12 protein-coding genes and 1 pseudogene are annotated in these 20,006 nt (G+C 73.2%); 7 read left to right on the forward strand and 6 right to left on the reverse strand.

What is annotated here, in order from left to right:
* Positions 1-4: 4 nt before the first annotated feature.
* Entirely contained in the window at positions 5-1,348 is a 1,344-nt protein-coding gene (locus tag QQM39_RS07070; protein ID WP_301995764.1) for a glutamate-1-semialdehyde 2,1-aminomutase, read from the forward strand.
* 7 nt (positions 1,349-1,355) lie between these two features.
* Here QQM39_RS07070 and QQM39_RS07075 read toward each other — a convergent pair whose 3' ends face one another.
* Both QQM39_RS07075 and QQM39_RS07080 read right to left on the reverse strand, forming a co-directional pair.
* Complete coding sequence (locus tag QQM39_RS07075) at positions 1,356-2,042, reverse strand: phosphatase PAP2 family protein (protein WP_301995765.1); 687 nt, start codon at positions 2,040-2,042, stop codon at positions 1,356-1,358.
* A gap of 69 nt (positions 2,043-2,111) precedes the next feature.
* Positions 2,112-2,459, reverse strand: coding sequence for an antibiotic biosynthesis monooxygenase (locus QQM39_RS07080; RefSeq protein ID WP_301995766.1), 348 nt, complete (start codon positions 2,457-2,459; stop codon positions 2,112-2,114).
* Positions 2,460-2,643: 184 nt separating this feature from the next.
* Between QQM39_RS07080 and QQM39_RS07085 the strand changes: the two genes are divergently transcribed.
* From QQM39_RS07085 to QQM39_RS07105, 5 genes are all read left to right on the forward strand, one after another.
* A complete protein-coding gene (locus QQM39_RS07085; RefSeq protein WP_301995767.1) occupies positions 2,644-3,525 on the forward strand; it encodes a ThiF family adenylyltransferase in 882 nt (293 codons plus the stop codon).
* A complete protein-coding gene (locus QQM39_RS07090) occupies positions 3,519-4,466 on the forward strand; it encodes a hypothetical protein (protein ID WP_301995768.1) in 948 nt (315 codons plus the stop codon). The genes QQM39_RS07085 and QQM39_RS07090 overlap by 7 nt, the downstream gene beginning before the upstream one ends.
* Before the next feature lie 30 nt (positions 4,467-4,496).
* Entirely contained in the window at positions 4,497-5,927 is a 1,431-nt protein-coding gene (locus QQM39_RS07095) for an MFS transporter (RefSeq protein ID WP_301995769.1), read from the forward strand.
* Between the two features lie 296 nt (positions 5,928-6,223).
* Positions 6,224-6,940 (forward strand): helix-turn-helix transcriptional regulator, encoded by a 717-nt coding sequence (locus QQM39_RS07100; protein WP_301995770.1) that lies wholly within the window; start codon positions 6,224-6,226, stop codon positions 6,938-6,940.
* A complete protein-coding gene (locus QQM39_RS07105) occupies positions 6,937-7,497 on the forward strand; it encodes a hypothetical protein (RefSeq protein WP_301995771.1) in 561 nt (186 codons plus the stop codon). Before QQM39_RS07100 ends, QQM39_RS07105 begins: the two co-directional genes overlap by 4 nt.
* 57 nt (positions 7,498-7,554) lie before the next feature.
* On the opposite strand, the gene QQM39_RS07110 is transcribed toward QQM39_RS07105, so the two are convergent.
* From QQM39_RS07110 to QQM39_RS07125, 4 genes and pseudogenes are all read right to left on the reverse strand, one after another.
* Entirely contained in the window at positions 7,555-9,570 is a 2,016-nt protein-coding gene (locus QQM39_RS07110; protein WP_301995772.1) for an FtsX-like permease family protein, read from the reverse strand.
* Positions 9,571-9,593: 23 nt separating this feature from the next.
* On the reverse strand, positions 9,594-10,316 hold the full coding sequence (locus tag QQM39_RS07115) for an ABC transporter ATP-binding protein (RefSeq protein ID WP_301995773.1): 723 nt from the start codon (positions 10,314-10,316) through the stop codon (positions 9,594-9,596).
* Between the two features lie 22 nt (positions 10,317-10,338).
* Positions 10,339-11,445, reverse strand: coding sequence for a DUF4333 domain-containing protein (locus QQM39_RS46100; protein ID WP_367668911.1), 1,107 nt, complete (start codon positions 11,443-11,445; stop codon positions 10,339-10,341).
* Between the two features lie 18 nt (positions 11,446-11,463).
* A pseudogene (locus tag QQM39_RS07125) lies at positions 11,464-12,092 on the reverse strand (response regulator transcription factor).
* A 323-nt stretch (positions 12,093-12,415) separates the two neighbouring features.
* Here QQM39_RS07125 and QQM39_RS07130 point away from each other — a divergent pair.
* On the forward strand, positions 12,416-20,002 hold the full coding sequence (locus tag QQM39_RS07130) for a type I polyketide synthase (protein WP_301995774.1): 7,587 nt from the start codon (positions 12,416-12,418) through the stop codon (positions 20,000-20,002).
* Positions 20,003-20,006 lie beyond the last annotated feature (4 nt).

Genomic DNA, 20,006 nt, shown 5'->3' on the forward strand with positions numbered 1-20,006 from the left:
CGGCGTGGACACCGAACGCACCGAAGAGACCGAGGAGTTCCTCCTGCCCCGGTCGCGGGCGGCGAACGAGCGGCTGCACGCCCTGATCCCCGGGGGCGCGCACACCTACGCCAAGGGCGACGACCAGTACCCCGAGAACCTGGCCCCGGTCATCAGCCACGGCCGCGGTGCCCACGTGTGGGACATCGACGGCAACCGGTACGTCGAGTACGGCTCCGGCCTGCGGTCGGTCAGCCTCGGCCACGCGCACCCGCGCGTGATCGAGGCGGTGCGGCGGGAACTCGACCGCGGCAGCAACTTCGTCCGCCCGTCCATCGTGGAGGTCGAGGCCGCGGAACGCTTCCTGGCCACGGTGCCGACCGCCGAGATGGTGAAGTTCGCGAAGAACGGCTCCGACGCCACCACCGCCGCGGTACGCCTCGCCCGCGCCGCCACCGGGCGCCCGCGGGTGGCCCTCTGCGCCGACCATCCGTTCTTCTCCGTCGACGACTGGTTCATCGGCACCACACCGATGTCCGCCGGCATTCCGGCGGCGACCAACGACCTCACCGTGTCCTTCCCTTACGGGGACCTGGCCGCCACCGAGGAGCTGCTCACCCGGTACCAGGACGAGGTCGCCTGCCTGATCCTCGAACCCGCCACCCACACCGAGCCGCCGCCCGGATACCTCGCCGGTCTGCGCGAGCTGGCCGACCGGCACGGCTGCGTACTGATCTTCGACGAGATGATCACCGGCTTCCGCTGGTCCGAGGCGGGCGCCCAGGGCCTGTACGGCGTCGTCCCCGACCTGTCCACGTTCGGCAAGGCGTTGGGCAACGGGTTCGCCGTCTCCGCGCTGGCCGGGCGCCGCGAGCTGATGGAGAGGGGCGGGCTGCGTCACTCCGGCGACCGGGTGTTCCTGCTGTCCACCACGCACGGTGCGGAAACGCACTCCCTGGCCGCCGCGACGGCCGTGCAGGCCACCTACGTCGAGGAGGGCATCACCGCACGGCTGCACGCCCTCGGCGAGCGGTTGGCCGCCGGTGTCCGCGAGGCCGCGGCCGGCATGGGCGTCGGTGACCACATCGTCGTCCGGGGCCGGGCCAGCAACCTGGTCTTCGCCACCCTCGACGAGAACCGGCAGCCGTCGCAGCAGTACCGCACCCTCTTCCTGCGCCGGCTCCTCGCGGGCGGGGTGCTGGCCCCGTCGTTCGTGGTGAGCAGCGCGCTCAGTGACGCCGACATCGACCACACCGTCGACGTGGTGGCCCAGGCATGTGCGGTGTACCGGAAGGCACTGGACGCCGCCGATCCCACTCCCTGGCTGGGCGGGCGACCGGTGAAGCCCGTGTTCCGCCGCTTGGCGTGACGTGACGTCAGCGACGCTCCCGCCGACCGGCGTCGGCCCTCCGATCAACCAGCCGGTCGGCCATCCGGTCGACCAGCCACGCGGTCGCCGGAATCACCGCCAGGGCGGTGCACCAGCCGCCGATGACGTCGGTCGGGTAGTGCGCGCCCAGGGCGACCTGCGCCCAGCCCATGGCGGCACCGGCCACCAGCGCCGCGGCGAGCACGAGTGACGTGGCGGCCGTCCTGCCGAGGCGAAACCGTCCGCTCGCGAGCAGCGCCACCACGAGGGCGAGCGCGGTGAGGAAGGCGGTGTGCCCGCTCGGATAGGACAGGTTGCCGTCGCCGTGGATGGTGCGTCCCACCAGGGGCTTGAGCAGCGTCGTCGTCCCCACGGTCAGGCCGGGACCGGCAACGACGAGCACCGCCTCGCACGGACGCCGACGCAGCAGGCAACCCGTCACGGTGGCCACGACCAGCGTCGCCGCTCCCACGGGCTCCCCCAAGAAGTCCGTGGCCAGAGCGACGTACCGCCACGGCGGCCGCACACTGTCCGCCGTCGGCTGGATGATCCACCTGTCCACCCTGCCGGGCTCGCTGTGGCCGGCGTGCAAGACCCCGAGCACGACGACCACCAGCGCGGCGAGGGCCGCGATCAGCCCGAGCCCCGCCCGCAGCGATGGGGGCAGCACCGCGGGCGCCGGCCGGCCGGTCACCCGCCCACCGCGTCCGGTCGACCGGCGGTGCTGTGCCGTGATCGGTGGATGACGTTCCGAATCTCGGACCTACGAATCTGCCGGGCGGGTAAACCCGTAGGCGCGCTCGACCTTGGCCACGTGGAGCGAGAACGAGGCATACCAGTGCTCGCGTCCGTGCGCACGGGCCAGGGCGTGCTCCGCGTGATCCCGCCAAGCGGCGATCGCGGCCTCGTCCCTCCAGTACGACACCGTGATCCCCAGGCCATTCGCACCGCGAGCGGAATCGACACCGAGGAATCCCGGCTGGTCGGCCGCCAGTTTCATCAACCGCTCGTCTGTCTCCCCGTAGCCGTTGTCGCCGGTGGTCCGCACGGCGGTGAACACCACGGCGCAGTAGGGCGGGGCGGGCAGCCACGCGGGCGCGGCATCGGTCACGGAGGTCCTCCCACGGACGATATCGGCAGTATCGCCTCCGACGAACGGTCTGTCGACCGAGCTGGACGCCAGGACACTTCGGGCCGCGTCGAAGCCACTGGCTCCTAGCGTGGGAAACGTTCCGGGGCGCGGCGCCTCGCCGTGAGGTGCCACCCCGACGTCCTGAGAGAACCGGGAGGTTGTCATGGCAGACCGTCAGCGCCTAGTCGCCGAACGGACTGACGAGAGCTATTACTGGGAGCGGGTCAAGCGGAACCTCGGCTGGCTCGGTGACACCGAGGAGGAGCAGCGCGAGCGACAGCTCAGGTTACGCGACGCGACGATCGGGGTGGCCGGCGTGGGCGGCATCGGAGGCGCCACTGCCGAACGGCTCGTCCGCATGGGCGTGCAGAACCTGAAGGTGGCGGACCCGGACACGTTCGAAGTGTCCAACATCAACAGGCAGTTCGGCGCGACCATAGGCAACGTCGGGCGCAACAAGGCCGAAGCCGTGGCCGAACTCGTCCACGACACGACCCGCGACGTGAACATCGACGTCTTCCCCGAGGGCATCCGCGAGGAGACCGTCGACGAGTTCTTCGAGGGCTGCGACTACGTACTCGACAAGATCGAGCTGTACGAGATCGACGCCCGCTACACCCTCCACCAGGCATTCCGGCGTTCCGAACAGTGCCGGTTCATGATGCTGACGCCGGTCTTCGGGCATCGCACGTTCTTCTTCAAGTGGACGAAGGACTCGATGACCGCCGAGGAGTACTTCGGTGTACCGCGGCACGAGCCGATGAACGAGAAGAACGCACGTCAGCTCATCAGCCGCTTCATACCGGAGATGCCCGACTACCCGAGTCGGGAGATGCTCGACGAGTGGTTCGTCCACAGGCAGGAATGCCCGATCTTCGCCGGCACCCCGCCCCTCGCCCAGGGCATGCTTGCCTCTCGGCTCGGCCAGGCGATCACCGGCCTGGACCAGTTGCCGGGCGCTGTACCGCTGCCCGTCACGCCGGGCTACTCGATGATCGACACCCAGAAGTGGACCATGAAGACGGTGGAGGGTCAGTGGTGGTGAAGACACTGACGTCGCCCCCGCGTCACGCGGCCAGTCTGGCGGAGTGGACGGAGGCCGACTACGAGGCCCTCTTCGACCGGGCGACCTGGCTGGAGTCACAGCCCCGGGACGTCGTCGCGCGGATGGCGCCCGGGCTGCTGGTGGGCACCGCGTTCTACCAGAACAGCACCCGCACCCGGCTCAGTTTCGAGGCCGCGGCCCACCGGATCGGCGGCTCCGCCATCGGCTTCGCCGACGTCACGACCACCCGGGCCGGGGATTTCTACCGCGAGTCGTTGGACGACACCGTACGGGTGCTCGGCTCCTACGTCGACGTACTGGTCCTGCGGCACACCGACGACGACGCGGCTGAACAAGCACTCCAGGTCAGTCCGGTGCCGGTGATCAGCGCCGGTACGGGCGACCGCGAACACCCCACGCAGGTGATGCTGGATCTGTGGACCATACGGCAGGAGTTGGGGACACTCCACGGCACGACCATCGGCTACCTCGGTGATCCGAGCTGCCGTGTCGCCCGCTCCCTGGTGTACGCGCTGAGCGCCTTCGACGCCGCGGGGCTGGTGTTCCTCGCACCCGAGGGGGCGACGCTGCCGGGGGACGTGGCGGACCTCATCGACGAGAGCGGTCTGTCCCGGCGTCACGTGGAGACCAGCGAGGAGTTGTTACGGCTCTCCGACGCGGTGTGCGCGATCCCGTTCGAGCTGTCCGACTTCCATCAGGGAGCGGTGCGCGACCACGGCCGCGGCACGGCGCTCGACGAGCGGTTCGTCCTCAGTTCCCGGCTGCTGCGCACCGTGGGGGCGGGTGTACCGGTCACCCACACGGGTCCGCGTGGGCCCGAACTGCCCCCGGAAACCGACGAGTTGCCGAACACCCACTACTTCGACGGAGTCGGCCGAGGGGTGACGCTGCGCGCCGCCCTGCTGTCCGGGCTGGCCTGAGGCCGTCAACTCGGAGCAACGAGGGAAACCATGAAGACAACGTCCTCCGCACCTGAGCAGGAACATCCGGTTCGCTCCCCGGCGCCCGAGGGCCTGCGGCGCACCATCGTGCTGCTCGTGATGTGTGTCGGCATGTTTCTCGTGCAACTCGACGTGACCGTCGTCAACGTGGCGCTCCCGAGCATCGGCCACGACCTGGGCGGCGGGCTGTCCGGACTCCAATGGGTGGTCGACGCCTACAGCGTGGCGCTCGCCGCGTTCCTGCTGGCCGGCGGCGCGCTCGGGGACCGCCTGGGGCACCGGCGCGTGGTCGTCGTAGGACTTGTGCTGTTCGGGCTGGCCTCCATGCTGTGCGCGCTGGCCCCCGCCGCCGGCGCCCTCATCGGCGCTCGCGCGCTCCAGGGTGTCGGCGCGGCGCTGCTGCTGCCCGGCACCCTCGCCGTCGTCCAACGCACCTTCCCCGACCGCGCGGAACAGGCCCGCGCTCTCGGTATCTGGGCCGGGGTGTCGGCCTTGGCCCTGCCGGCCGGGCCGTTGCTGGGCGGGTTCCTGGTGGCCGGCACCGGCTGGCGCGCGGTCTTCTGGCTGAACGTCCCGCTGGTGGCGGTGTCCGCCCTGGTCCCCCTGCGGCTCGTGCCGGGCGGTGACGGCACGCGGGAGCACCGGATGGACCTGCCCGGAGCCGCGCTCGCCGCGGCGGCCCTCGGCTCCATCGTGTACTGCGCGGTCGCGGCGGGCGGCGACGTCTCGGCCATGACCGTCGCGGTGGCGGCGCTGCTCTCGGTCGTCCTGCTGGCCGGGTTCCTCTGGCGGGAACGGGCGGCGGCGGCGCCGATGGTGCCGCTGGAGCTGTTCCGTCGGCGGGCGTTCTCCGGCGCCAACGCGGTGGCCGCCGCGATGAACTTCACCGGTATCGGCGCGGTGTTCGTGGTGACCCTGTACCTCCAAGGGGTGCAGGGTCACGGTGCCTTCGAGGCAGGGCTCATGATGCTGCCGCTGTTCGTGCCGCTCGCGGCCGGCGCGCCCCTCACCGGACGTCTGGTCGCCCGCTTCGGGCCGCGCCCACCGATGCTCGCCGGGCTGCTGCTCGGCGTGGCGGGCGCGCTCTGTCTGCTCGCGGTGGCTCCCGGCAGCGGCTACCTGGTCCTGGTTCCGGTCCTCGTCGGCCTGGGCGCCGGTATGGGGCTGCTCACCGCCGCGGTCGTGGCGGCGGCGCTGCGGGCCGGTCCGGACGACCGGCCGGGCCTGTCCTCCGGGGTCAACAACACCGCCCGGCAGGCCGCCGGGGCACTGGGTATCGCGGTGCTCGGCTCGCTGGTCGGCGACCCGGCCGCGCATGGGAGCTTCCTCGCAGGGCTCCACCGGGTGGGGCTGCTCTGCGCGCTGCTGTGGGCGGCCGCCGCACTGCTGACTGTTCTGACCATCCCCCGGCAGGGAGTGGAGGAGGCCGCGGCACACTGATCCGGAGGGGCGTCCGCTGCCCACGCCCCTCTCCCCCACCTCGAACGGCCCGCCGGACGCCATGTGTCCGGCGGGCCGCCGTTGCGCGCAGGAACGGCCCGGTGTGTATACGAAGGAGCAAAGGGCCGCCAACGCCTGCCCAAGTCCTCCTCAAGAATCGGAAACCCCTTCGGCCCGCAGCGTGCTCAACCCCTGGCGTGGTAGGCGCTTTCAGACCGAGTAACGCCTTGAAGTACGAACGGTTTCCGGGCTGTTTCCCGCCTTCCGTTCCCGGGAGAGACCAAGGAGTGGAGCGCGTGCGTGAGTTCGCCGGCGACGCCAACTTCGTAGATCCGGCCGCCCTGATGGCTGATCCGACCAGAGCTCGGATCCTGCTGTCCCTCCTGGACCGGCAGTCCTTGGCGATGTCGGAGCTGGCGGCGGAGGCCGGGGTCGCCCAGTCCACGACGAGCGCTCACCTTGCCCGGCTCGTCGACGGGGATCTGCTCACCGTCCGCAGCGAAGGACTGCACCGCTACTACAGCCTCGCCTCCGCCGACGTGGCCACCGCCCTGGAGTGCCTGGCCCGGCTGTCGCCCCCCTTCCAGCCGAACTCGCTTCGCTCATACCGCCGTTCATGTTCCCTGAAGGCCGCCCGCACGTGTTACGACCACGCGGCAGGAGACCTGGGCGTCACCGTCATGGAGGGGTTACTCGACCGCGGTGCGATAGCCCGGACGGGCAGAGGATCCACGGCGTACCGGGTCACCCTGGCCGGTCAGGAGATGCTCGGCGCCATCAAGGTCCACGACACCGGCGGCGGATCGTCGGCCGCGGTCCGCCACTGCGTCGACTGGACGAGCGACAAGCACCACCTCGCGGGTCGGGTCGGGGCGGCCATCCTGTCCGCGTTCCTGGCCGAGGGCTGGGTGACCCAGAAGCGCGACAGCCGGATCCTGGTGGTCGGCCACGAGGGAAAGCGCGCCATCGCCCGCTGGTTGGGGATGGCGCCGGAACGACTGACCTGCTCATGAACGCGGCGGATGATGAGGTGCCGGGCGGCGGCGACGTTGTCGCCGTGTTCGAGGACGCCGTCGATGACGGTGGTGACGGTCTCCAGACCGCGGGGGTGCCACTCGAAACCGGGGGTGGAGAACCGGTCCTCGACGAGGGCGAGGAAGGGGGCGGTCAGGGCCGGGTCGGTCGGCACGAAGACGAGGGCCTTGTCGTCGGCCTGCGCGTCGGGGCCCAGCTGTTGCTTGGTGGTGATGCGGGTCGGCGTCCGTCGGCCCGTCAGCTGTGCGGTCACGGCTCGGCGCCTCCCTCGCCCGGGAACAGAGCCGCCTGCCCCCCAGCCCGGATGCAGCGGCGGGGGCTGGTCGAGCGGGAGGAGTGCGAGACCGACCGGCGCGGCGCCACGTTCCGTCTCGCCCCCGCCCGCCGAGCCGCCATCGTGCGGGCCGCCCCCAGCCACGTCGAAGCGGTGCGCCGGCTCGTCGTTGACGCCCTCTCGCCGGAGCAGGTGGCCCAGTCGGCCGGTCTGACCGGCGGCCTCCTCACCCACCTGCACGACAGCCTCGGCACGGGCTGAGCGACCCTGTGAGGTGTCGGGCCCGTGCCGAGGTGTGGTTCCCCCGCCGGTACGGCGTCAGTCCGCCGTCTGTGCCGGGCCGGCCGTCACTTTCCGCAGCAGCGGCCGGCTGCCCGCGATCGCGGCGAACATGGCCAGCGCGCCGACGACCAAGCAGATCACCAGTTCCACGGCACCGAAGGCGTTGATCGTGGTGCCGACCGCCTTGTTGAGCTGGACGGCGCCGAAGACCCCCATCGCGGTGGTGCCGCCGGCCAGAACGGCCAACGGGATGACGGTCTCGCGGATCCGGGCCCGGTCCAGCACCTTCAGCGGGGTGCCGGACAGCCTCAGCAGGCCGTACACCCGGCGCCGGTCGAGGACGTTCGCGGCGGCCGTGAGGCCGGCGGAGGCGGCCGCGACGAGGAAGCTCAGCACCAGGGTGGCGGTGCTGACGGTGGCGACGCGGGCGGTCACCGTGTCGTCCGGCGCGGACACGTACTCCCGCGTGAAGGGGTACCTGCCCGCCCCGAGGGGCGCCAGGGCGGTGACGGCGGTGTCGATGCGCTCCTGCCCGCCGCCGACATGGGCGATCACGCCGTCGACACCGCCGAGCAGACTGTCGTAGTCGTCCTCACTCACGACGGAGACGGTCCCCTCGACGCCCGCCCGGTGCAGCACCGTACGGGCCTCGGTGGCCGCGTGCCGGGCGTCGGAGGCGTTCGCGGTGACCACCGCCACCTGGCCGTGGCGGCTCGGGCCCTCGGAGCCCAGCGTGCTGACGGAGAAGAACCCGGCCACGAACCCGGCGAGCACCAGGCCGCTGACGGTACGCCAGACCGCGCGCGGGTCGTCGCTGAGCCGGCGCGCGGCCAGCAGCGTGGCCGGGCGCTTGGCGCGGCGGCCCACGATCCGGCCCAGCCGGTCCACGACCCAGGGGCCGAACAGCCAGAACGCGCCGTAGAAGAGCGCCAGCAGAGCGAGGAGCTGACGGGTCTTCAGCTGGCCCCTGTCGCCCGCGGTCATCCAGATGTAGGCCAGGACCGCGACGAACAGCACGAGGCGGATCAGGCGAGTGCGGCGCGGATCGGCCTGCTGGGCGACGCCCAGGGGCGAGGTGGCCACCTGGCGCAGCATCGTCACCGCGCTCACGGTGATCAGCGCGGTGACGGCCAGCACCACGGCCGCGAGCCACGGCAGCCCCACCCACAGCTGCCCGGTGTACCAACCTCCCACGCCGTACGGGAGTTCGGCGAGCGCGGGCAGCAGTGCCGTGTAGGCGAGCGCGCCCGCCAAGGCCCCGGCCGCGCCGACTCCCGCAGCCTCGGCGGCGGTCATGGCGAGGATCTGCCGCGGGGTCGCCCCCGCCAGCCGCAGCGCGGCGAGCCGCTGTTCGCGCCGGGCCGCGCCGAGCCGTCCGGCGGCCGAGGCCAGCACGACGACCGGCATGACGAGCAGCACCACCCCCAGCAGCACGGTCCCCTGGTCGGTGCCGGTGAACACGCTCGCCTTGGTGCCGGCGAACCCGGAGACCAGTGCGCGCTCGCTCAGCCCGGCGTCGTAGTAGTTCTGCTCCCCTGCGGTCTCGGAGACGGCCTTGTCGCCGGGCGCCCGTCCGACCACCGCGACCAGTTCGTCGGGCGAGGCGAGACCGGCGGCGCCGATCGTGCCGTAGGACTTCGCCTTCGGGAAGCGGTCGGCGAGTTGGCCGGCGGGGAGGTGGTGCAGCAGCTCGGCCAGGGCCGGGGAGACGTACACCTCGCCCCGCTGCGGGAAGCCGCTCAGGCCGGGCGGCGCGGGGGTCTGCTTACGGCCGGGCAGCTGGGCCAGGTTCACGACGGTGACGGGGTCCTGGCGTACGTACGTCGTGGTCGTGGCCTGGACGGCCGTCGCCTCCTTGGCCGGTACGGCGTCGGGGGTGCGCCATGTGGTGTGGTCGGCGCGGGCGCCGGAGCCGAGGGCGGCGGCGATCATCAGCAGCAACAGGAACGAGCCGACGGCTGCGGCGCCGGCCGCGAGCAGCTGGGACTGCAGGCCGCGGCGGCCGGAGGACCTGGCGAGGTGCCAGGTCAGGGGCAGGACGGGGGAACGCATGGCGGGCTCCGGGGAAGGCGGGGTCAGGCGACGGTGTACTGGGTGTGGCCGCTGATGCGACCGTCGCGGACCTGGAGGATCCGGTCGCAGTGGGCGGCGACGTCGGCGTCGTGGGTGACCATCACCAGGGCGGCGCCCGTCTCCCGGGTCGCGAAGGTCAGCAGCTGGATCACTTCGGTGCTGGTGCGCTGGTCCAGGGCGCCGGTGGGCTCGTCGGCGAAGACCACGTCCGGTTCGACGGCCAGGGCGCGGGCGATGGCGACGCGCTGGGCCTGGCCTCCGGAGAGCTGCCCGGGGCGGCGGTGCTCCAGCCCGTCCAGGCCCAGCGGCACGAACCAGCGGCGGGCGCGGGCGACGGCCTGGCTGCGCGGCATGCCCTCCAGCATCAGCGGCAGGGCGGCGTTCTCCTCGGCGGGCAGCTCCGGCAGCAGCTGCCCGAACTGGAACACGAACCCGAACCGCTTGCGGCGCAGGGCGCTGAGCCGGTTCTCGCCGAGTTTGTCGATGCGCCCCCAGCCTTCGGCCGGGGGGACCCCCATCTCGCTTCGCTCGCCGCGCAGCAGGACCTGGCCGTCGTCGGGGCGGATGATCCCGGCGAGGGTGTGCAGCAACGTGGACTTGCCGGACCCGGACGGGCCCATGATCGCCAGCGACTCGCGCTCGCCGACCTCGACGTCCACGCCGGCCAGGGCGGTGGTGGAGCCGTACTTCTTGACGAGGCCGTAGCCGGCCAGAACGGTGCTCATGATGTGAGTCCCCGGTCCCTTCTCAGCGCTCGAACTTCCAGGTGACGCTCTTGGCGTCGGCCTTGGTCACACGGACGGGGATGTCCACGGTCGTGCCGTCGCTCTTCTTGCCGGTGCAGGTGAGGGTGGCGCCGGTCACGGCCTTCAGGCCGGTCGGGCAGGTGATGCCGGAGACCTTCTCGCCGACCCAGGGCAACGGGTGGATCTTGCTCTCGGTGCGGCCCGCGACGATGTTCGCCGCGAGCGCCTTGTGCCCGTCCACCGAGGCCGTGCTGTAGTCGTCCAGGCGGCTGGTGGACTCGGTGCCGGAGAGCAGATACGTGCCGAGGCCGCCCAGCGCGACCACGGCGGTCATGCCGCCGACGACGCCTACGAGGAACTTGCTGCGCTGCATCGCGTAACTCCTGATGTCCGTGGATCCGTAAGTCCGTGGTGAGGGTGCGGCTCCACCCTCGCCCGCGCGCCCGGGCACGCGCCTCGGCCATAAGGTCGGCGTCAGCGGCGGCCCCCTCGGCCGATCGGCCGATCCTGCTGCCGGAGGGGGCCGACCTTCGGTGATCGGCATGAAGTCCGTTTCCGCGCGGGGCTGCGCCCACGGCCTCGCCTCCTCGACGGCGGTGGCGGCCACCCGGCCGAGGGGGCGCAGCCGGCGTCGTATGACCATCGCGCTGACGCAGCCCGCGACGGCGAGTCCGGCGCCGGCGATCACCGTCTCCGTCACGATCAGTTGGTGGATCGTGTCCTGCACGGCGGCCGTGGGGAGCCCGGCCAGGACGGGGGCGCCGTGCCCGCTGACGGCGGTGACACGGTAGGTGCCGAGGCCGGGGAGGGTGCGGGTGTGCAGGGTGCCGTCCTCGGTGAGGCCCGACAGGGCGGCGCGCTGGGTGGCGGTGAGGGTCGTGCGGTGGCCGTCCTCCGTCACCACCTCGGCGGCGGTGACGCGCCCGTCGGCGAGGCGGGCCTCGACGGTGCCGGCGGGCGGCCCCTGCTCGCTGAGGAAGCTCAGGTCCTCGGCGCTTCCGGCGCGGTAGTGGGCCCCGCCCTGACTGCGCTCCGCGGCGTCACGGACGCGCTGGTCCAGGTCGTCCAGCAGATGGCCACGCTGGACCAGGACCGTGCTGATCGCCATCGCCGCGCCGCAGGGGCGTCATGTCCTGCCGTCCGCCGCCCTGATGACGTAACCGGCGCCACGCACCGTGTGGATCACCGGCGCCCGGCCCTTGTCGATCTTCCCGCGCAGGCTGTACACGTACACCTCGACGGGATTGCCCTCGCTCTCGAACGAGCTGTTCCAGACCTCGCCGAGAATCTGCGCCTTGCTGAGCACCTGGCGCGGATGCCGCATCAGATAGCCGAGCAGGTCGAACTCCTCGCACCGGCGCGGCGCAGCAGGCCGCGCAGCCGCAGCATGACCTCCTCCAGTGAGCAGGGCTTGGTCACGTAGTCGTCCGCGCCGGCCGACAGCCCGTCGAGGCGGTGCTCGAGGGTGTCGCGGGCGGTGAGCAGGAGCACGGGCAGGTGGGCGTTCTCGTACCGCAGGCGCCGCAGCACGTGCACGCCGTCCAGGTCGGGCGGCATCCTGTCCAGGACGACGGCGTGCGGGGCGCAGCCGCGTGCGAGCGTCAGGGCGCTGCGCCCGTCCTCCGCCGTGAAGGGCTGCCAGCCCGCCTCCGTCACGGCCCACGACAGCAGCTCGGTCAGCTCGGGCTCGTCGTCGACGATCAGCACACGCACCGCGCTCCGGGGGATGGCGAGGGCTTCTCTGGCGGCAGGCATGCGCCTGATTGTGTTCCGCGTCCCTGATGGTTCCCTGTGGGTGTCCCGTTGCTCTGCTATGAGCTCGGGCTGATGACGGGCCCGAGGTACCCCCTCCGCACCGTGGAACCATCACTGACCGCAGTCGCCCCCCGTTCCCCCACTCGGTTCTCCCGGCTCCACAGGTTGACTCCGATCGCCGTCGTTCACATGGGAGTTGTCGCAGGTCACGGCCCGAAAGGAGAGGAGGCTCCGTCCGATTCCGCTTGACCTGTCACGGCACCCCCGCCATGGTGATCCCGTAGTCGCACGATTACACAGAGTTTCGGGACTGGGGGCGTGAGGTGTCGGGGGATTCGTACGGTACGGATGCGTTCGCGATCGTGGGTCTGGGGTGCCGGCTGCCCGGCGGGATCGTGGATCTGGCCGGGTTGTGGGAGGCGTTGGGGGCCGGGCGTGACCTGGTCGGGGCGGTCCCGGAGGACCGGTTCGAGAGCGCGCGGTTCGTCGACACCGCGATGCCGCGGCCGGGGAAGTCGTACACCGCGCGAGGCGGGTTCCTGGCGGACATCGCCGGGTTCGACGCGGAGTACTTCGGGATCTCGCCGCGGGAGGCGGCGCAGATGGACCCGCAGCACCGGCTGCTGCTGGAGACGGCCGTCGAGGCGCTGGACGACGCCGGGATCGATCCCGCGAGGTTGGCGGGCTCGGACACCTGCGTGTTCGTCGGCGTCTCGGACTTCTCCTACGGCGGGCTGCAGATGGTCAGGGCCCGGAGCATGAACGCCTACTCCATGGCGGGCACGGCCCATTCGATCGCGGCGAACAGGCTGTCGCACTTCTTCGACCTGCGCGGGCCCAGCATGGCCGTCGACACCGCCTGCTCGTCGTCGCTGGTGGCCGTGGAACGCGCCTGCCGGGAACTCGCGTCCGGCGGCAGCCGGGTGGCCCTGGCGGGCGGGGTCAACGTGCTGCTGAACCCCGCCGGATTCGTCGGGTTCAGCCAGGCGTCGATGCTGTCGAAGCGGGGCCGTTGCGCGGCGTTCTCGGCGCACGCCGACGGGTTCGTCAGGGCCGAGGGCGCGGGCGTGGTGGTGCTGAAGCCGCTGGCCGACGCACTGGGCGACGGGGACCGGATCCACGGCGTGATCGCCGGCGCCGGCAGCAACTGCGACGGACACACCGTCGGGCTGGCCCTGCCGAGCGCGCGGGCGCAGGAGGACCTGCTGCGCCGGGTGTACGAGCGGGCGGGGATCGCGCCCGACGAGGTCGGGTACGTGGAGGCGCACGGCACCGGCACGCAGGCGGGCGATCCGGCCGAGTGCACGGCGCTCGGCCAAGTGCTGGGCGTCGCGCGGACGGTGGGGCCGCTGCCCATCGGGTCGGTGAAGTCCAACGTGGGGCATCTGGAGCCGGCGTCGGGCATGGCTGGGCTGTTCAAGGCCCTCGCGGTGCTGCGGTACGGCACGATCCCCGCCTCACTGCACCTGGATCCGCTCAACCCCGGCATCGACTTCGCCGGGCTGGGGCTGGAGCCGGTCGACCGGGCGCGTCCGCTGGCCTCGGGGGGCCGACGGCGCTTCGTCGGCGTCAACTCCTTCGGGTTCGGCGGGGCCAACGCCCATGTCGTCGTCGGCCCGCCGCCCGCTGTCACGCCCCCGTCCTCTGCTGTCCCGCAGCCCGGCCCGGATACGGTCGGCGAACTGCCGGTGATCGCGTCGGGGCGTACCCCGCAGGCAGCCGAGGAGGCGGCGCGACGGCTGGCCGCCCGGCTGACGGCCGGCACCCGGCGGAAACCGACAGGGGCGATGGGGCCGACGGGGTCCACAGGGGCGACGGAGTCGCTCGCGTCGGCGGAGTTCTACGACATCGCCGCCACCACCGCCGTCCGCCGCGCCAGGCACCGCTACCGCCGCGTGGCGCTCGCCTCCTCCCCGCACGAGGCCGCGCGGATCCTGACCGACGACGCCGTGACCGGTGAGGCGGTCGAGCACGGCCGGGTCGGCCTGGTCTTCGCGGGCAACGGCTCGCAGTGGGCGGGGATGGCCGCCGACCTGCTGGACGCCGACCCGGTGTTCGGCGCCGAGGTGGAGTCGGTCGACGCCGCGCTGGCACCCCGGATCGGCTGGTCGGTCGCCGCGCAGCTGCGCCGGCCGGCGGACGAGTGGGGGCTGGAGGCCACCGAGGTGGCGCAGCCGCTGCTGTTCGCGGTGCAGGCCGGGATCGTCGCGGTCCTGCGCGAGCGGGGCGTGCGGTGGACGGCCGCGCTCGGGCACAGCGTCGGCGAGGTGGCCGCCGCCTACGCGGTCGGCGCGCTGACACTGCAGGAGGCGGCGTGGGTGGTCGCCGAGCGCGGCCGGGCCCAGGCGGCCACCGCCGGCCGGGGCCGGATGGCCGCGGTGGGGCTGCCGTCGGCCGAGGCGGAGCGGGTCCTGTCGGCGTACCCGGGCCTGGTGGTGGCCGCCGTGAACAGTGCCAGGGATGTGACGATCGCCGGTCATGTGAACCAACTCAAGTCGCTGGGCGAGGAGTTGACGGCCCGCGAGGTGTTCTTCCGGCTGATGGACCTCGACTACGCCTTCCACAGCCCGGTCATGGAGCGGGTCCGCGCCCCGCTGGCCGTCGGACTCGAAGGGCTGGCCCCGGACGGGAGCACGGAGGCGCTGATCTCCACGGTCACCGGCGGCCCGGTGCCCGCGAGCGGCCTGGACGCCGAGTACTGGTGGCGCAACGTCCGCGAGCCGGTCCGGTTCGCCGCCGCCGTCGACCACGCCCTGGACGCGGGCGTCGACGTCCTGCTGGAGGTCGGCCCCCATCCCGCCCTGCGCACCTACCTGCGCCGGATCACCGCCGGACGCGACCGGGTGGCCGTACTCGGTACCCTGCGTCGCGACGCCGCCGGCCCGGCCGCGCTGCGCCGGTCGGTGGAAGCGCTGATCGCCGCCGGGGCGGAGACGGACTGGACGCGCTGGTTCCCGCGCCCCGCCCGGGTGGTGGAGCTCCCGGCGTACCCGTGGCAGCGGGAACGGCACTGGAGCGGCACCCCGCAGCAGTGGATCGTCAGCAGCGGATCGGGACGTCTGGACCACCCGCTGCTCGGCGAGCGGCTGCCGACGGCGGAGCCTTCCTGGCACGGTCCGGTCGAACCGGTGCTGGTGCCCTGGCTGGCCGACCACAAGGTGGCCGGGTCGGTGGTCCTCCCCGCGACGGGCTACGTCGAGATGGGCCTGTCCGCCGGCCGGCGGGTCCTGGACGGCCCGGTGGAACTGGCCTGGCTGGAGGTGAGCCGCCCGCTGGTCGTCCCGTGGGACCGGGCCGGGGACGTCCATGTGCAGCTCGGGTTCTCCCCCGACGACGGCATGGTGTCCATCACCAGCACCGAGGCCGCCGCCGGCACCGATGCCGACGGTACGCGGCCCCGCCCGCACGCCCGCTGCCGGGTCCGCGAGCTGATCGGCCGGCCGCCCGCCCGGATCGACCTGACCGCGGTGCGCGCCCGTTGCACTCGCCGGGCCGACGTCGACACCCTGTACCCCGAACTGGCCGCGACCGGCCTGGACTACGGGCCGGCGTTCCGGCAGCTCGCCCGGCTGCACATCGGGGACGGTGAGGTGCTGGCGGCCTACCGGCACACCACGGACGCGGCCGACACCGCGCAGTACGTGGCGCATCCGGCGCTGCTGGACGGCGCGCTCCAGGCCTGTGTGCCGCTCGTGGCCGCCCGGGCCGGCGCCGGGCAGTGCTGGCTTCCGGCCGCGATCGGGGCCGTACGCGTCTGGCGGAGCCCGTCCGCGACGGGGATGCTGCACGTCCGCGACCGCACGCGCGGCGCCGCCGAACTCTGCTTCGACATCACCGTCACCGACCCGGACGGCAGCGTCACCGCCGAACTGGACGGCGTACGCATGCGGCGGGTGCCCGGCCCGGCCGACCGGGCGCCCCTGCGGTACGAGACCGTGCTGCGGGCCGCGCCGCATCCCCACCTGCCGGCCGCGCCCTCGCCGCTGCCCGCCAACCATGAGCTCGCCACGGCCGCCGCGGGGAGCGTCGACGCGCTGGAGGCCGGGTGGCGTGCCACGCGCTTCGCGGACTTCACCGCCCGGCTGAAGCTGGTGACCGCCCATGTGGCCGCCGCCGCGTTCGGGGACCTGCTGCCCGCGGACGTGGCCGAGTTCACGCCCGCCGACCTGGTCCGGCAGGGGATGCTCCCCGGATACGAGCGGCTGGCGCGGGCCCTGCTCGGCCTGATGGCCGGTCACGGTCTGGCCGCCGCCGGCGAGGACGGACGGTGGCGGCTGACCGGCGCCGCGGACCCGGGGCCCCTCCTCGCCGGACTGCCGTCGGACTTCCCGGCCTGCAGTGCCGAAGTGCGGCTGGCGGTACGCCAGTTGTCGCACCTGCCGCAGGTACTGCGCGGCGAACACGACGCACTGCAGCTGCTGACCGGCCAGGGCTCCCAGGAAGCCCTGGAGCAGTTCTACGACGTGGCGCCGACCTGCCGTTTCCACAACCGGGTCATGGCCTCGCTCGCGGCACAGATCGCCCGGGCCTGGCCCGAGGACCGGCCCCTGCGGATCCTGGAGATCGGCGGGGGCACGGGTGGCACCGCCGCCGCAGTGCTTCCGCTGCTGCCGCCCGAGCGGACCGTCTACCACTTCACCGACGTCTCCGCGGGCTTCTTCGCCCGCGCCCGGCACCGTTTCGGCGACCACGACTTCGTCGACTACCGCCCGTTCGACCTGAACGCCGACCCGGCCGAGCAGGGCTTCGGCGACGGCGCTTACGACCTTGTCGTCGCGGCCAACTCCCTGCACACCGCGTCGGACTTGGGGGCCGCCCTGCGCCGGGTGCGGGGGCTGCTGGCCCCCGGTGGCCGACTGCTGGCCTTCGAGACACACGACACGGACTATCTGCTGCCGTTCTTCGGCACGCTGGACAGCTTCTGGCGGCACGACGACGAACTGCGTCCGGACTCGCCCCTGTTGAGCCGGGACCAGTGGACTGATCTGCTGCCCGCGTGCGGTCTCGCCGACGTCGTCTGCCTCGGTGGCGACATCGCGTCACCGGCCCGGGACGGCGGCTCGGTGCTGCTGGCCACGGCACCCTCACCCGAGACCGCCCAGCCGGCGCTGCCCCGGCCGGTCGACGGGACCCGTTGGATCGTGGCCACCGAGAGCGGGTCCGAGACGCCACTGGCCGAGCACCTCACCGCGCTCCTGGCCGACGGCGGAAGGCGGTCCGTCCCGGTGACGCCCGCTCCCGTCGCCCCGGCCGTCTGGACGGCCTCGCTCACCGGTGACGGCGACCCGGCCGTGGTGCTCGTGCTGGGCGACTCCCCCGCCGATTCCCCCACCGACTCCCCCGCCGCCCCGCAGGCGATGCTCGACCAGGCCGTACGGCGGGCTGCCACGCTGCGCGCCCTGGCCGCGGCCTGCCGGAACCTCCCGGACGGCGCCCGGCCCGCCCTGTGGCTGGTGACGCGGCCCAGCGGCGCGCTGCCCGCACCCGAACGTGCCGCCCACCCGCAGGACGCCGCCGCCTGGGGCATGGCCCGCACCCTCGCCAACGAGCACCCCGGCCTGCGGGTGACCCGGCTGTCGCTGGAACGCCTCGGCGACCCCGCCGCCGACGCGCACCGGCTGGCCCGCGAACTGCTGGCGCCCGCCGTGCCGTTCGATGACGACGAGGAGGCGGCCGCAGCACGCGAGGACGAGGTCGTCCTCACCTCGGGCGGCCGCTTCCTGCCCCGGGAACGCGCAGTGCCGTCCGACGAGCACGTCGAGCAGAGCGGCGACGAACCCTTCGCCCTTCGGATCCGCACTCCCGGACTGTCGTACGAGCCGGTCTGGACCCGGACCCGCCCCCTCGCGCCCGGCGCCGGTGAGGTGGTGATCGCGGTGCGCGCCGCCGCGCTCAACTACCGCGACATCATGCAGGCGACGGGTCTGCTGCCCCCGGAGGCCGGCGAAGGGGCGTTCGGGCAGGACGGCCCCGGCCTCGAATGCGCCGGGATCGTCACGGCCGTGGGCGAGGGTGTGGGCGACCTGGCCGTCGGTGACCGGGTGTGCGCGGCCGTCCCGGCCTGTCTGGCCTCGCACACGGTGGCTCCCGCGGCGGCCGTGGTGAAGATCCCCGACGGGCTCGGTTTCGCGGCGGCCGCGACCCTGCCGGTGGCCTTCCTGACGGTCCACTACGCGCTGCACGACCTGGCGCGGCTCGCGGCCGGGGAGACCGTGCTGGTGCACGGCGCCGCGGGCGGGGTGGGGTTGGCCGCCGTCCAGTACGCCCGTCTGGTGGGGGCCACGGTGATCGCCACCGCGGGCAGCCCGGCCAAGCGCGACCTGCTGCGCGCGCTGGGCGTCGAGCACGTACTGGATTCCCGGAGCCTGGACTTCGCCGGTCAGGCGCTGCGAATCACCGCCGGGCGCGGGGTCGACGTGGTGCTCAACTCGCTGGCGGGGCAGGCCATCGACCGGGGCCTGGAGACGCTGCGGCCGGGCGGGCGGTTCGTCGAGCTCGGCAAGCGTGACATCTACGCCAACAAGCCGCTGCTCATGCGGCCGTTCAGCCGCAACATCGCCTTCTTCGGCGTCGACGTCACCGCCCTGCTGGGCGACGAGGCCGGGCTCGAACACGGTCGGCGTCTGCTGGCCAAGGTCGCCGAGCGGGTGGCGGACGGCCGCTACCGGCCGCTGCCGCACACGGTGTACCCGGCCGCACGGGTCGGCGAGGCGTTCACGCTGCTGCAGCACTCGCGGCACATCGGCAAAGTCGTCGTGAGCCTCGACCCACAGGACGGCCCGGTGCCTGTCCGCACCCGGCCCGAGCCGCCCCGCCTCGACCCCGACGGCACCTATCTGGTCACCGGTGGGCTGAGCGGATTCGGCGCCGCGACCGCCCGCCGGCTCGCCGACCGCGGCGCCCGCCATCTGGCCCTGGTCTCCCGGCGCGGCGCCGACGGGCCGGAGGCGACCGACGTACTGTCCGACCTGGCCGCGCTGGGCGTGACCGTCACGCCGTATGCCGCCGACGTCACCGACGCCGCCGCCATGGCCGAGGTGATCGGCCGCGTCGACGCCACCGGGCACCGGCTCACCGGTGTGGTCCACGCGGCCATGACGCTCGACGACGCCCCGCTCACCGAACTGACCGACGAGCGGATCCGCGCGGTCCTGGCCCCCAAGATGGCCGGGGCAGCGGTACTCGACGCGCTGACCCGCGACCACGACCTGCGGTTGTTCTGGCTGTACTCCTCCTTCACCGCGGCCGTCGGCAACGTCAAGCAGTCCGCCTACGTCGGCGGCAACCTGTTCACCGAAGCGCTGGCCCGACGACGGCACCACGCCGCACGGCCGGCTCTCGCCGTCGCCTGGGGTGCGCTCGGGGACTGCGGCCATGTCGCCCGCGAGGGCCTGGCACCGTCCATGGAAGCGCTCGGCACCGTCCCCCTCGGCTCGCGCGAGGCGCTGGCCGCGCTGGAGACACTGGCGGCGTCCGGCGCCTGCGTCGCCGGGGTCGGCCGATACGACTGGGCCCGGCTGCGCGCCTTCCTGCCGGCCCTGACCACGCCCCGCTTCGCGGCGCTGCTGCCCGCCGACGGCGACCCCGGCGGCCACACCCGCCAGGACCTCGTGGCGGCCCTGGCCGGCCTCACCTCGGAGGAGGCGCTGCAGACCGTCGGCGGCACGCTCGCCGAGTACCTGGCCCAGATCCTGCAGACCGACGCCGCCCGCCTCGACCCGAAACTGCCGCTTCAGGACTACGGCGTCGACTCCCTGATGGCCGCCGAACTGCTGACCACACTGCGCCAACGCCTCGATGTCGAGATCCCGCCCCTGGAACTCCTCCAGGGCGGCGTCACCGTCACCGACCTCGCCCGCCACGTGCTGCTGCGCCTGGGCGTGCGCACCACCGACACCGCCAACGGCTGAAAGG

Origin of the sequence: Streptomyces sp. DT2A-34 (assembly GCF_030499515.1) — a bacterium.
Lineage (GTDB): Bacteria > Actinomycetota > Actinomycetes > Streptomycetales > Streptomycetaceae > Streptomyces.